A 12,723-nucleotide genomic window follows, 5' to 3' on the forward strand; every position below is an offset into this window, starting at 1 on the left:
GGTCACTGGCGGACGCAGCACCCTTGGCAGATCTTGGGGTTGGGGAGGGTGAACGCCAGGCAGCAGGTGCGGCGCTGGACGGTCGGCTCGCCGGACGGGCCGGGGACGAGGTCCACCAGGTCGCGCAGGTCGAGCGCGCCGAGCAGGGTGTCGATCGTCGCGACCGAGGAGCCCGGCAGGCCGTCGGCGGCGCGGAGGATCCCGTGCGCGATGCCGGAGGCCACCGAGCCGAGCAGCGTCCGGGTGCCGATCCGCACCTCCGCCTGGATCGCCGCGATCATCGGAGCCAGGTGGGCGTCGAGGAGCGAGGCCCGGAGCTCCTGGAGCAGTTCCGCCTCGTCGGCCACGACCCGCACCTCGGGCAGGCCGGCCAGCGCCAGCGGGTCGCCCGGCAGCACGGCGACGGTGGTCGACCGGCGCAGGCCCATCGTCAGCAGCGGTCGGTGGTCCTCGAAGTGGATCAGCACGTCGGCCGGGGTCAGCAGGGGCACCCGCCGGGCCGAGGCCCAGCCGAGCACCATCGGCAGCGCGGTCCAGTAGCTGTACGACTTCCACGCGAGCGCGGCGCAGGCGTGCGGTGTGCCACCCCAGCGGGCGGTGGCCGCGCGGAGGAACTCGGGGAGCCGCGTGCCGTCGACCAGCTCGGTCGCCGGAGCCCAGCCGAGCTCGTCGGCCACCAGCAGGCCGCGGGCGAGGCCGGGCACGTCGTCGGTGCCGAACATCTGACGCAGGGCCGCGGTGACCGGTGCCAGCGTGGCGGCGGTCTCCCGCCCCGGCATGACCGCTGTCACCTGACTCGCCCCCCGTTCGAAACGCCCGTCGCTGAGCTAAGGCTAGCCTAACCACAGCGATCGGGCGAAGGAAAGGCTCACCTCAGTCGGATGGCTGACCGGCCCGCTCGCGCTCAGGCGGTTCTACCCGGCGTCCGGCTCGGGAAACGGCGGCTGGAGTATCGACGTCTGTCGCTCGCTCGTCAAGGCTCGTGTCGGCAAGGTGGCAGTTGTGTACGCGACCGGCGACGGAACGTGAAACTGAATACTCCCGGCCACGAGGAAGCTGATGACGACCTCACCGCTCGATCGGGCTGCCGACTCCTTCGCCGCCGAACTCGCCCGGCACCGGACCGGACGGGGACTGTCCAAGAAACAGCTGGCGACGCTCATGGGGTTCGACCCGTCGTACGTCAGCCACGTCGAGGGGCGGCGACACCGCCCCACCGAGGACTTCGCCCGCCGAGCGGAGGCCGTCCTGGAGGCCAGCGGCGCGATCTGGCAGCGCTTCCGGGAGTACGACGAACTGCGGCACGCCCGCAGTGACAAGGCCCACCACCGGGAGTCCCCGATCCCCGGACAGTGGCTCCCACCCGGCACCGGCCTCATCGTCGAGCGGGAACAGGCCACGCTCACCTACCTCGACGAGGCGTACCGGTGCGTGATCCGGCGGGAGCTGTACAACGCCGGGACCGAACCGGTCACCCGCTACCTGGTCCGCGTCGCCGTCGACCGCTACCCCGCCGACCCGGGCCGGTCCAACCGGCACCACCGGGAACACCCGCTCACCTTCACCGAGCTGCAACTGCGGGCGCACCGGCTGGACGCGGGCGAACGCGAAGCGATGCACTGGCGCGCCAAGCACGACCGGGACGCCTTCAAGGAGATCTGGCTCCTCTTCGAGAACGCCGACCGCCGCTTCCCGCTCTACCCCGGCGACCGCGCCACCATCGAGTACGCGTACCACGTCGGGGCGGACAAGTGGGGCCCCTGGTTCCAGCGGGCCGTCCGGGTACCGACGCGGCACCTCGCCGTACGCCTGGACCTGCCGGCGGCGCTGGACCCCCAGGTCTGGGGCGCGGAGACCTCGCTCTCCGCGGAGGAGGGCCCACTCCGCACCCCGGTGGCCCGCCGCGAGGCCGGCGACCGGGTGGTCTTCGACTGGGCGACCGACGACCCGCCGCTGAACGCCCGCTACCGGATGCAGTGGCGGTTCCGCGTCCGAACCGAGGGGCACCCGGACGACCCCGGCCGGGTCCGGCCCAGCGACCGCATGCGCGGCCTCGGCATCATCCAACGCGGCGCCGACCTGCTGCGCCAGCCCACCCAGCCGTTCGACCTGCCGCGCGAGGAGCAGGTGGCCCGCACCGTCGTGGAACGGCTCGCCGGGGCGCTGCTCCGCCTCGACGAGCTGCACCCGTTCAGCAAGGGTGTCGGAATCGCCGCCCCCCAGCTCGGCATCGGGCGGGCCGCCGCCGTCGTCCGGCCACCGGACCGCGGCGCCGAACCGGTCGTCCTGCTCAACCCCCGCGTGGTCGACGCGTCCCCCGACGTCGACGAGCAGTACGAAGGCTGCCTCTCCTTCTTCGACCACCGGGGCCTGGTGCCCCGTCCGCTCCGGATCGACGTCGAACACGCCCACGTCGACGGTGGCCGGATCATCACCTCGTTCGATTACGGCATGGCCCGGCTCGTGGCCCACGAGATCGACCACCTGGAGGGGCGCCTCTACGTCGACCGGATGGCGCCGGGGGTGCCGCTGGTGCCCGTCGAGGAGTACCGCTACTCCGGTCAGCCCTGGCGCTACTGACGCCGCTCCCGGGCTCCGCGTCGCCTGGGCGGCGACGGCCTCGCCAGCCATGACGGCCGCCCTCTCCCGGCGGCACGACCACGTCCGCCCAGGTGGGAAGGACGGCAGGGCGGACGTGGTCGTGCGGGGCGGTGCCGGTCCGCCCGTTCGGGGGGACCGGGGCGCGTGCCCGAGCGGGCGGAGGCACGCGCCCCGGTCCCTGGGGGGAGAAAATGCCTACAGTTCGCCGAAGGTGTCGTACCGGGTGCGCTCCGGCGGCACGTCGTCCCCGGCCAGCACGCGCAGCGTGGCCCGGACCATCGGGGCCGAACCCGAGATGTAGCAGTCGTGCGCCGTCCACGGCCCGTACCGGCCGACCACCTCGGAGATGTCGCCCAGCTCGCCGTCGAAGTCGTCGTCCTCGCTGCACGCCGGCGTCACCGACAGCCAGGGGTGAGCAGCGACCATCTCCTGGAGCCCGGCGAGACCGTACAGGTCCTGCCGGGTGCGGGCGCCGTAGAAGACGTGGACCCAGCGCGTCCGGTTGTAGGTCGCCAACTCCGCCACGAGGGCCTTGACCGGGGCGAGCCCGACACCGCCCGCGACGCAGAGGATGTCCCGCTCCGACGACCGGTCGAGGGTCATCGACCCCATCGGCGCCGCCAGCCGCAGCAGCTCACCCGGCTTCACCCGGCGGACCAGCGCGCCGGAGACCCACCCCGCGCCCTGCGGCGTCCGCACGTGGAACTCCAGCACGTTGTCGTCGTTCGGCGCGTTCGCCACCGAGTACGTGCGCCACACCCGCGGGTGGTACCGGGGCACCTCGACGCTGAGGTACTGGCCCGCCCTCCAGCGCAGCGGGTGCTGCAGCGCGCGGACGGTCAGCACCGCCGTGTCCAGCCCGTACCGCTCGTGGGTGAGCACCTCGGCGTGCCAGAACGGCGGGTCGTCGTCCGCAGCCGCGCCGGCGAGCATCTTCGCCGAGATCGCCGCGTACGCGTCCCGCCACGCCTGGTCGTACTCCAGGTTCCAGCCGTCGCCGGCGGTGCTGCGCAGCGCGTCCAGCAGCGCGACGCCCATCGTCTCGTAGTGCGCCGCGTCGACGTGGTACTTGCGGTGGTCCCGGCCCAGCGAGCGGAGGAACTCGTCGAAGCTCTCCGGGTCGTCCACGGTGTGGATGGCGGTGATGATCGCCTCCAGCAGGCGGTCGCCCTGGCCGGACATCTGCACCGGGAAGAGCGAGCGCAGCTCGGGGTCGAGCAGGAACAGCCGGGCGTAGAAGTGACCGCTCAGCCGGTCCCGGTGCTCCTCGACCAGGGTCCAGCTCTCCTTCAGCAGCCGCGCGACGTTGTCCACGGGAGCGTGCTCCTTCTCCGTGCGGGGATCGGGCAACCACAGAATGTCCACGGAGAGTGCCGACCGGTCGCACAGAATGTGCGACCAGCTCATGAGGTCTCCTCGGCGCTGCCGGTCGGCCCGCCGGTCAGGCAGAGTGGTGCGGTGACCCTCGAGCTCGACCGCCCGGTGACCCGCCGGACCCTCGGCACCGAGACGATGCTGGTGCTCGGCCTGTCCCTCGGTCAGTCGGCCGTCTACGCCCTCGTGTCGATCGTCGCCAAGCTCACCGCCGACGGCCCGCTCTCGGCGCAGACCGCGGCGCTGAACACGTCCCGGTCCGCCCGGCCCTACCTCGACCTCACGTACCAGGTGCTCGGCATCGCGTTCGCCCTGCTGCCGGTGCTGCTCGCCGTACACCTGCTGGCCCGGGACCCCGGTGCCCCGGCGCGGACCCTCGGCCTGGACGCCCGGCGGCCCGGTCAGGACCTGGCCCGCGGCGCCGGCCTGGCCGCGCTGATCGGGCTGCCCGGCCTGGCCCTGTTCTGGGTGGCGGCGCAGCTCGGCCTCAACGCGACGCTGGTGCCCGCCGCACTGCCCGACCTGTGGTGGACGGTCCCGGTGCTGATCCTCGCCGCCGTGCAGAACGCGGTGCTGGAGGAGGTGATCGTCGTCGGGTACCTGATGACCCGGCTCCGGCAGCTCCAGTGGCGGCTCGGCGCGGTCATCGCGACGAGTGCGCTGCTACGCGGCTCGTACCACCTCTACCAGGGCTTCGGCGCCTTCCTCGGCAACGCCGTCATGGGCGTCGTGTTCAGCCTGTTCTACCTGCGGACCCCGAGGGTGATGCCGCTGGTGGTGGCGCACACCCTGCTCGACATCGTGGCCTTCGTCGGCTACGCCCTGCTCCCGCGAGACTGGTTCGACTGGCTCTGACCGGGTCCGGCGGTCTTCGACCGGGCTCGGCGTGCCGTGTCCGCTCGCGGCGTCGGCGCGGGCCGGCGCGAGGTGTCCCGGGTCACGATGCCTCCGGCATCGCGGTGTCCCGAGGCCGGAAAGGCCGCGATGCCAGGGAAATTGTTGGGATCTCAGCCGATGCGGGCAGCGCGCGCCGGTCGGTAGGCCGCGACGGCGCGGGCCGCCAGGCGCTCGGTCGCCGCCGCGTCGCCGGTCGCGGCCGCGAGCGCCGCCGCGCCGGGCAGCAGCCGGGACGCCAGCCGCAACGCCAGCCAGCCACCCGCCTGCGCCGCGAGCGGCGCGGCCAGCCGCCAGGCGGCCTCCACCGCCCGCGGCCAGGGCGCCTCGCCCGGCCCGTCCGCCGCCCGGGCCGCCCGGAGCGCCGCCCGGGCGCTGTCCTCGTCCGGGTGCACCTGCGTCAGCACCAGCAACTCCACCGCCCGGTCCGGGTGCGTCGGATCCCGGTCGTACGCCGCCGCCAGGTGCAGCACCAGGCCCGCCTGCGTCCACAGCACCGCGCCCAACTCCGCCACCGGCGCGAACACGCCGGCCAGGGCGGCCGCCGCGCCACCCACCCCGGCCTGCCGGACGTACCGCCGGGTGGCGAGCCGGGCCAGGCCGTCACCCGTCGCCTTCGGGTACGCCGACCGCAGCCGCTCGGCCCAGTCACGCGCCCGAGGTCCGACGCCCTGCACGGCGGCGAGGGCGAGCAGCTCCGGCGCGTACCCCGGATGGTCGAGCACCCGCCGGGCGACCACCTCGGGCGTACGCGTCAGGGCCGGCGGCTCGGCCGGCTCCGCCGGTCGCGGAGCGGTCGTGGCGGCCGGAACGGGTGCGGGGGTCGCGCCGTGCGGGGCGGTCGCCGTGGAATCGTCCTCGGCCGTCGACGCGGCGGCTGCCGCCGGAGGCACCGCCGTGGTCGGGCCCGCCTGCTCGGTCGCCGGCTTCGCTACCGTGCGGGTGGTCTTGCGGGGGCGTGCGGGGCCGTCCTTCGGCGCGGCCTTCGTGGCGCCCGTGCGCTTGGTGCCCGTCCGGGCGCGGCCGGCGGTCGGCGCGTCGGCAGCGGGTGCGTCGACGCCGGTCGGGGACTCAACCTCGGTCCGGGCGGTGCGACCGGACGCGGCCTTCTTCGCCGCCGTCCGCTTCGCCCGGGGCGCCCTGGTCTTCCCGGGCGCCGGGGTGGACGGACTGCCGCCTGTGTCGTCGGTCACGTCGTCGGTCGCCGCTGCGCCTGCCGGCGGTGCCGTCGGTAGCTCCGCCGCGGTCGCCTCGGGTCCGACCGGTGTCGGCTCCGGTGCGGGGCTCGTGGGCTCGCCCGACGTTGCCTCGGCCTCGGGTCCGACCGGTGTCGGCTCCGGTGCGGGGCTCGTGGGCTCGCCCGACGTTGCCTCGGCCTCGGGTCCGACCGGTGTCGGCTCCGGTGCGGGGCTCGTCGGTTCGCCCGACGTTGCCGCGTCCAGCCGGCCGGCGCGGGTGGGCGGTGTCGACTCCGGCTGCCCGGTCCCGGCCTCGGACTGCGGTCCGGAGTCGGGCTGTCGGGGTGCCGGCGGCTGCGGCGCGGGAGGCTGGAAGAGCACGGTCGGTGCCGGCTTTGTCCGCTGTGCCCGCTGCTGTCCGGTGCCGGCAGCCGGAGCGGGCTGCACCGGAGCGGGGGGCGGGGTGAACGTGGCCTTCGGGGAGCGCCGCCGCTTCCCGGCAGCAGGCTCTCGACGGTTCGGCTCGCTCGACGGCTGCTCGTGCATATCGATGGAGCGTAGTCTTGATCACGCCCCCGCACAGCGGAGAATCCGCCGCGACCCGGAGCCATCGTCGGGCGTCCCGGGGAAGTCGCTTTGCTCCCGATGGCCGGGGCCCTGTATCCTCGGGCCCGGTGGCCTCCAGGGGTCGCCGGGGAGACTTCGCCTAGTCTGGTCTATGGCGCCGCACTGCTAATGCGGTTGGGGTTTTAAAGCCCCTCCCGGGTTCGAATCCCGGAGTCTCCGCGCGAAAGTCGGTCGTGTAGGCTGGCTGAGCACCAGCGCCCGTAGCTCAACGGATAGAGCATCTGACTACGGATCAGAAGGTTAGGGGTTCGAGTCCCTTCGGGCGCGCAAGATCATAAGGGGTCTGGTCTGCGGAGACGCGGGCCAGGCCCTTGCTCGTTTCTGTCCGCTGTGGATGGTGGGTGTCACGTGGGTGCCACTCGGGTGTCATCCCAGTGCATGACCGCCGCTTAGCGCGGTCCTTCCTGACCTGCGGATTCTTTCCGCTGGCGGGGCCGGTGGGGGCGGGAGTACCTGTCACTGGTCGGCGCTGCGGCCGGTTACGGCGCCCCTTCTTGCGGATCTTGTCGCGGGTGCGGCGGGCGGCGGTGAGGACGAGCTTGGCGGTGGCGTCGGCGCAGCGGCGCTGGGCGAGGGGTAGGACGCTGGTGTAGGTGTCGGCGGTGATCACGATGCTGGCGTGGCCGAGCAGGTCTTGGATGGTCTTCAGGTCGGCGCCAGCCTCGTGGGCCAGTGACGCGGCGCCGTGGCGCAGGTCGTGCAGCCGGATCGGTGGCACGTCGGTCTGGGCGACCAGGAGCCGGAACCGGCAGCTGGCGTAGCCGGGGTGGATGGGTGTGCCGTCGGAGCGGACGAACACGTACCCGGAGTCGGTCCAGGCTTGCCCGCCGGCGAGCCGCCGTTCCCGCTGTTCGGCTTGGCGGCGGCGGTGCTCACGCAGGACCTTGACGGTGTGCTTGTCGAGGGCGACCGCGCGTGCGCCCGCCGACGTTTTGGGTGCGCCTTCGACGACCTGGTAGCCGGCGGTGGTGCGGTTGCGCACGATGAACAGCAGACCATGGTCGAGGTCGAGTTCGGTCCAGCGCAGTCCGCAGGCTTCGCCGCGGCGCAGGCCGCGCAGGGCGATCAGCCACCACAGGGCGAACAGCGAGTCATTCACGACGGTGGTGAGGAAGGTGGCCAGGTGTTCGACGGTCCACACCGCCACGGCCGGCCGTTGCCCGGTCTGCTGCCACTGCTGCACCCGGGCGTCGGTCCAGACCTGGGCGTGGGGTTTGCGGTAGCCGGTGACCTCGATGTGCCGGGCCGGGTTTGAGGCGATCACGCCCTCCCGCACGGCGAGGTTGAGTGCCGCGCGGAGGGTGGTGCGCAGGTGCTGCATCGCCGACGCGGACTGCGGTAGGCCCTTGCGGTTGGTGGTCTTGGCGATCTCGGCGAACACCGCGCGAAGCAGTCGGCCGTCCAGGTCGGCAAGGCAGAGCGTTCCGAGCCAGGGGATGAGGACCTGCTCCACGTCGCGGGTGTAGTGCAGCAAGGTGGTCGGCCGCAACCGTGTGCGGGTGGACAGCCAGTACCGCAGCCACCGCTCCACCGTCCACGACTGGGCGGTGCGTTCCTCGCCCGTGGACGCCAGCCATTCGTCTCGTGCTCGGCGGGCGGCCTTCTGGGTCGGGAATCCGCCGCGACGGACTCGCTCGGAGCGGCCGAGGAGGTTGGTTGCGGAGGCGTGGAAGTACCAGGTGCCGTGTCCGCGCTCGCCCAGCCGGGGGCAGGACTTCTCCAGCCGTCGACCGCTGGGTCCGCGGCATCCGCATCGCTTGAAAATCACACCTGTCGTCGTCATGTCAATCACCTCTCTCGCTCGGGTGAGAGGCAGGATGCGCCGTCGCTGCGGCGGCCGTCATGGCTGCCGTCGTCGTTGTGCGGCTGCCGCGTCTTCGGGTCGGTGCGGGCGCCCCACGGCCCCCGCTGCAGCCAGCAAGAGGTGGCGGCGTCGTGTGCTGTGCCGGTGGCGTGGACGATCATGCCGGCGGCGGCGAGGGCGCAGAAGTTGGCCTGGGTGGCGACAATGGCGGCCATGATCGTGGTCACGCGCACGCGTCGCAGGGCGCGCCCACCGGCCGGATCTTGATGGCGTGGCGGGCGGGATTCGTCACTGCGTTGGGCCTGGCGCGGGGTGCTCGGTGGTCGCTCCTGATGGGCGGCCGGTGGGCGTCTTGCGCTGGCGGTTGTGCCGGCGTTCGGCCTCGGATTTCAGGGTGGCGAGGGAGTCGGCGACGGTTGCCTCCCACTGCTGGGCGACGATCGCGGCCCACCTGTTGCCCAGCGCCCAGCCGTCGGTGCCCATCTCGCCGGTGTATTCCAGGCGGGTGTGGTCGCCGTCGCCGGTGAGGGTGAAGCGTTCCCGTACGTGTGGCACGGGGCCGCGGACGAGGCGGAAGTCGACCGTGTCGGGGCGGGTGAAGGCGACCGTCTCCACCGTCTGGGTGACCAGACCACGGCCGATCGGTGTGCGGTGGGCGGCTAGGACCATCCCGTCGCCGCGTTCCCACACCTGAATCTTGTCCTGCTGGGCCCGTGTGGCCCGGCCGAGGTAGGGCTGGGCGATCACGTCGAAGACCAACTCGCGGGGCGCGGCGATGTCCACCACCTGCGGGCCGAGTGGGCGTACTCGCCGGCCGATGCCCAGATCGAGGGTGAGCCGTCCGGTGACCAGCCCCAGGTATCCGGCCGCGCCGGCCGCCGCGGTCGCTACCAGGACCGAGGCCATACGCAGTCCCGTCATGATCGTCTCCATTCTTCCTGTCCGGGCGGAGCGCCCGTTCGCGGTCACCGTGGTTTGCTGGCGGTCAGCAGCGCGTAGCCGAGGACGCCGTCAGCGACGGCGGCGCGGGCGGCGGCCAGTACCGCCGGGGCGCGGGTGAAGTCCACGCCGAGGGCCTCGGCCCGCGACCGGGCGGTCATCCGGACGACGGCGAGGCGGGCCTCGATCTGATCGATCATCACCGCGACCGCGTCGTCATGCCGTTCCACCTGCGTGACGGTCAGCCCGGCGGTGGTCAGCAGGGCGGCGTACTCGTCGGCGGGGCGGGCGTCGGCGACGCATGCGATCCACGCCCCCAACCCGGTCAGCTCGGGCGGGAGCCGGTCGGGGTCGACGGTGACATCGGCGATCCCGAGCCGGCCGCCGGGGCGCAGCACCCGGGCCAGTTCCCTGGCGGCGGTGGGCTTGTCGGGGAACGTGCAGAACGCGCACTCGCACACGATTACGTCAGATGACTGCGTCTCGATGGGCAGCCGCTCGGCGTCGCCGACCCGGAACCGAACCCGGTCGTCAAGGCCGGCGGCCAGTGCCGCGCCGGCGGCGTACGCGACGTTGGAATCGGACAGGTCGACACCGGTGACATCGGCGCCGTACTCGGCCGCGAGCGCCAGGGCGGTGGCGCCGCGACCGCTGGCCACGTCGAGGACCCGGTCGCCGGCGCGCAGGTCCAACCGGGAGGCCAGCCGCCGGGTCAACGCGAGGCCGCCGGGATGGTAGGTGTCGCCGAGTAGGAGCGCGACCAGGTCGGAGCCGTACGTGGCGGCGCAGCAGGTCTTGGCCCGGGCCGCCGCTTCGGGTTCGGCGGGGTTCATCGGATGCGCCTGCCCACGTTGGTGGCGTCGCGCGCCACACCGCGCTGGTCATCGTCCGCTGCGGTCGCGGTGCGGTCATGGCGGGCGATCTTCGACCCGTACGGGGAGTCGCTCAGGATCGGCTGCAATCCGACGGCGTTGGGGACGACGTCGGCGACCCGGACGCCGGACATCTGTTCGCGGACCTGCTCGCGGTAGCCGACGGAGTTGTAGGCGCAGAACGGGATCAGCCTGCCGTCCGGGGTGATCTCCTCCACGCAGCACTTCATCAGCTGCTTGACGTTGAGGGTGTACGGGTCCTGGAAGTCCTGAATGACGATCATGAAGGCGCGGTCGGTCAGGTCGGCGATCGCTTCGGGCAGGTTGACGCCGCAGGCGTCGGCGCAGTCCAGGGCCGCCGCGGCGGCGGCCAGTTTCTCGTGCGTGGTGTCGGTGCCCATGAACGCCGAGGCGGACCACAGCTTCTCCAGGGCCTCCCGGATCGCGTGGTCGGGGATCACCCGGTTCGACACGTAGTCGAGGTAGTCGGCGACGTTGAGCAACCGTGGGATCGGCACCAGACCGAAGTCCGGGCTGCCGGGAGTGCCCTCGGTGAGCAGGTAGGTGATCGACCGGCAGGTGGGGAAGCAGCACGGGACCGGGAAGAAGTCCGACGCCCGGAACCAGTCGGGGCGTTGAGCGGCGATGCCGTGGATGATGTCGGAGTTGGTCAGTCGGGTGAGCGGGTCGAATTCCACGTGCCGTCCGGAGTGGGTGACCGGCTGGAACGACACGCTGCGTACGGCCGGGTGGGCCAGGCCGTACTCGATGATCGCGCCGAGCTCGTGGTCGTTGAGGCCGCGCTCCACCGCCGCGACCAGGGTGACGGTCAGCCCCGCCTCGGCGCAGTTGTCCAGCGCCTTCTGCTTGATCGCCCGCAGGTCCCGGCCGCGGATCTCCCGGTGGGTACGCTCGTCGAAGCCGTCGAACTGCAGGTAGATGTTCACCGCCCGGCCGGGCCGGTTGCGCTCGCCAAGGGCCGCCACGAACGCCCGGTCCGATGCCAGGCGGATGCCGTTGGTGTTGAGGTTGACCGCCTTGATCGGGCGGGCCTGGGCGGCGTCGACGAACTGCAGGATCTGCTTGTGGATGGTGGGTTCGCCGCCGGAGAACATCACCACCTCGGCTTCGCCCTCGGACGCGACGAACACGTCGAGCATCCGCTCGCACTGCTCCAGGTCGATGGCGTACCCGTCGGGCTGGTGACCGGAGTCGGCGAAGCAGATCGGGCAGTCCAGGTTGCAGCCGGTGTTGACCTCGATGATCCCCAGACAGGCGTGCTGCTTGTGCTCCGGGCACAGCCCGCAGTCGCTCGGGCAGCCGTCCCTGACCTCGGTCTGGAACATCAGCGGGATCGTGCCGGGCTTGTTGAACCGCGCCGAGTCCAGGTACATCTGCGCATCCCCGTACACCAACGCCTCAAACGCCCCGTGCTCGCGGCACCGCTTGCGGAGGTAGACCTTGCCGTCGCGGAGGTTCACCTGCCCGTCCACGACCGCCTTGCAGACCGGGCGGATCGACTTCGTGTACTCGACGAAGATCTCGTCCCGGTCGTGCTTTCGCGCCCCCGTGGGGCCGGGCTTGTCGCTCATGTTCTCTCCTGACTGGCCGCCGTGTGGTGAGTAGCATCGGCTTCGGCCGGCACCGGCCCGGGCGGTACGGGCCGGCGGCGGGCCGAGCGGATCATCCAGGCCGCGTACGCCAGCAGCAGCGCGTCTTGAGCCAGCACTAGCCAGCTCAACCGCTGGGACAGATGCCGGCCGAAGCAGCCGCAGTTGGTGACCTCTATTCCGCGCGCGAATGCCTGCGCACCAAGCGTCGCCCACAGCACCGACACCCCGGTGTAGATCCACACCGGGGTCAGTGCCCGTGACCGCGGCCGGGTCAGGAACCACAGTCCGCAGGTCAGCTCCCCGGCGACCAGGACGACGGCCAGCGCCCTCATCGCCGCCGGTCCGCCCGCCTGGTAGGCCGCCAGGATCTCCGGCATGTGCGTCCACGACGCCAGCTGCCCGACCGCCATGCCGACGTACACCACGCCGAGGATGAGTCGCAACCACATACCTCCGACCGTACGGGCTGGATTTCTCGCCGTTCTGTAACCGCCGTACCGAACTCCCGGCCGGCGTCCTCACCGACCCGACCTGTGCCACGAGCGGCAAGGGGCGGCGGTCAGTGCCCGTTGGATGTCGCGGCGGAGGCCGGTGGGGCAGACTGGGCCGGTGCACCCGGACCTGACGCCGAACCCGCCGATCGCGCCCGCCAGCCGGCCGGCGCCAGTCTCGGCCGTGCCGGCCGAGGCTGGCCTGGCCCGGGTCCCGGCGTTCGCCGACGAGCTGGTGACCCGGCGCACGATCCGCGACTTCAGGCGGTAGGAGCAGGTCCCGGTCCGGATGGGCAGCCAGGTCGCCCTGTTCCAACGCGACCCCCTCCT

Annotated in this window: 12 protein-coding genes and 2 tRNA genes; 5 read left to right on the plus strand and 9 right to left on the minus strand. The window is 72.5% G+C overall.

Annotation, left to right across the window (positions count from 1 at the left end; genetic code table 11):
- Nucleotides 1–2: 2 nt before the first annotated feature.
- Nucleotides 3–779 carry an IucA/IucC family C-terminal-domain containing protein gene (locus GKC29_RS05160; protein WP_155333995.1) on the minus strand — a complete coding sequence of 259 codons (777 nt, stop codon included), beginning with the start codon at nt 777–779 and terminating at the stop codon, nt 3–5.
- A 280-nt stretch (nt 780–1,059) separates the two neighbouring features.
- Here GKC29_RS05160 and GKC29_RS05165 point away from each other — a divergent pair, with 280 nt between their 5' ends.
- Nucleotides 1,060–2,580 (plus strand): peptide deformylase, encoded by a 1,521-nt coding sequence (locus GKC29_RS05165; protein ID WP_155329733.1) that lies wholly within the window; start codon nt 1,060–1,062, stop codon nt 2,578–2,580.
- A 216-nt stretch (nt 2,581–2,796) separates the two neighbouring features.
- Here GKC29_RS05165 and GKC29_RS05170 read toward each other — a convergent pair whose 3' ends face one another.
- Nucleotides 2,797–3,915 carry a globin domain-containing protein gene (locus GKC29_RS05170; RefSeq protein ID WP_155333996.1) on the minus strand — a complete coding sequence of 373 codons (1,119 nt, stop codon included), beginning with the start codon at nt 3,913–3,915 and terminating at the stop codon, nt 2,797–2,799.
- Between the two features lie 144 nt (nt 3,916–4,059).
- On the opposite strand from GKC29_RS05170, the gene GKC29_RS05175 reads away from it, so the two are divergent.
- Entirely contained in the window at nt 4,060–4,830 is a 771-nt protein-coding gene (locus GKC29_RS05175; RefSeq protein WP_155329734.1) for a CPBP family intramembrane glutamic endopeptidase, read from the plus strand.
- 152 nt (nt 4,831–4,982) lie between these two features.
- Here the strand turns inward: GKC29_RS05175 and GKC29_RS29480 are convergent, their stop codons facing one another.
- Nucleotides 4,983–6,062 (minus strand): hypothetical protein, encoded by a 1,080-nt coding sequence (locus tag GKC29_RS29480; protein WP_196255810.1) that lies wholly within the window; start codon nt 6,060–6,062, stop codon nt 4,983–4,985.
- 680 nt (nt 6,063–6,742) lie between these two features.
- Here GKC29_RS29480 and GKC29_RS05185 point away from each other — a divergent pair.
- Together GKC29_RS05185 and GKC29_RS05190 are read left to right on the plus strand one after the other, a co-directional pair.
- Nucleotides 6,743–6,833 (plus strand) — tRNA-Ser (locus GKC29_RS05185).
- A gap of 35 nt (nt 6,834–6,868) precedes the next feature.
- Nucleotides 6,869–6,941: transfer RNA gene (locus GKC29_RS05190), tRNA-Arg, on the plus strand.
- Here the strand turns inward: GKC29_RS05190 and GKC29_RS05195 are convergent.
- From GKC29_RS05195 to GKC29_RS05220, 6 genes are all read right to left on the minus strand, one after another.
- Entirely contained in the window at nt 6,907–8,457 is a 1,551-nt protein-coding gene (locus tag GKC29_RS05195; protein ID WP_230688925.1) for a tyrosine-type recombinase/integrase, read from the minus strand. The two genes, GKC29_RS05190 and GKC29_RS05195, sit on opposite strands and share 35 nt — an antisense overlap.
- 5 nt (nt 8,458–8,462) lie before the next feature.
- Nucleotides 8,463–8,705: a hypothetical protein gene (locus GKC29_RS05200; protein ID WP_155329735.1), complete on the minus strand. Its 243-nt coding sequence runs from the start codon at nt 8,703–8,705 to the stop codon at nt 8,463–8,465.
- Between the two features lie 61 nt (nt 8,706–8,766).
- Nucleotides 8,767–9,399 (minus strand): SRPBCC family protein, encoded by a 633-nt coding sequence (locus GKC29_RS05205; protein WP_155329736.1) that lies wholly within the window; start codon nt 9,397–9,399, stop codon nt 8,767–8,769.
- Nucleotides 9,400–9,443: 44 nt separating this feature from the next.
- On the minus strand, nt 9,444–10,250 hold the full coding sequence (locus GKC29_RS05210) for a class I SAM-dependent methyltransferase (RefSeq protein ID WP_155329737.1): 807 nt from the start codon (nt 10,248–10,250) through the stop codon (nt 9,444–9,446).
- Nucleotides 10,247–11,881, minus strand: coding sequence for a radical SAM protein (locus GKC29_RS05215; protein WP_155329738.1), 1,635 nt, complete (start codon nt 11,879–11,881; stop codon nt 10,247–10,249). Before GKC29_RS05215 ends, GKC29_RS05210 begins: the two co-directional genes overlap by 4 nt.
- The gene (locus GKC29_RS05220) at nt 11,878–12,351 is read right to left on the minus strand and encodes a MauE/DoxX family redox-associated membrane protein (protein WP_155329739.1); all 474 of its coding nucleotides are present in this window, start codon (nt 12,349–12,351) and stop codon (nt 11,878–11,880) included. Before GKC29_RS05220 ends, GKC29_RS05215 begins: the two co-directional genes overlap by 4 nt.
- Before the next feature lie 160 nt (nt 12,352–12,511).
- Here GKC29_RS05220 and GKC29_RS05225 point away from each other — a divergent pair, with 160 nt between their 5' ends.
- Nucleotides 12,512–12,664 (plus strand): hypothetical protein, encoded by a 153-nt coding sequence (locus GKC29_RS05225; protein WP_155329740.1) that lies wholly within the window; start codon nt 12,512–12,514, stop codon nt 12,662–12,664.
- The last annotated feature ends 59 nt before the right edge of the window (nt 12,665–12,723 follow it).

It is taken from the genome of Micromonospora sp. WMMC415 (assembly GCF_009707425.1).
Classification (GTDB): Bacteria; Actinomycetota; Actinomycetes; order Mycobacteriales; family Micromonosporaceae; genus Micromonospora.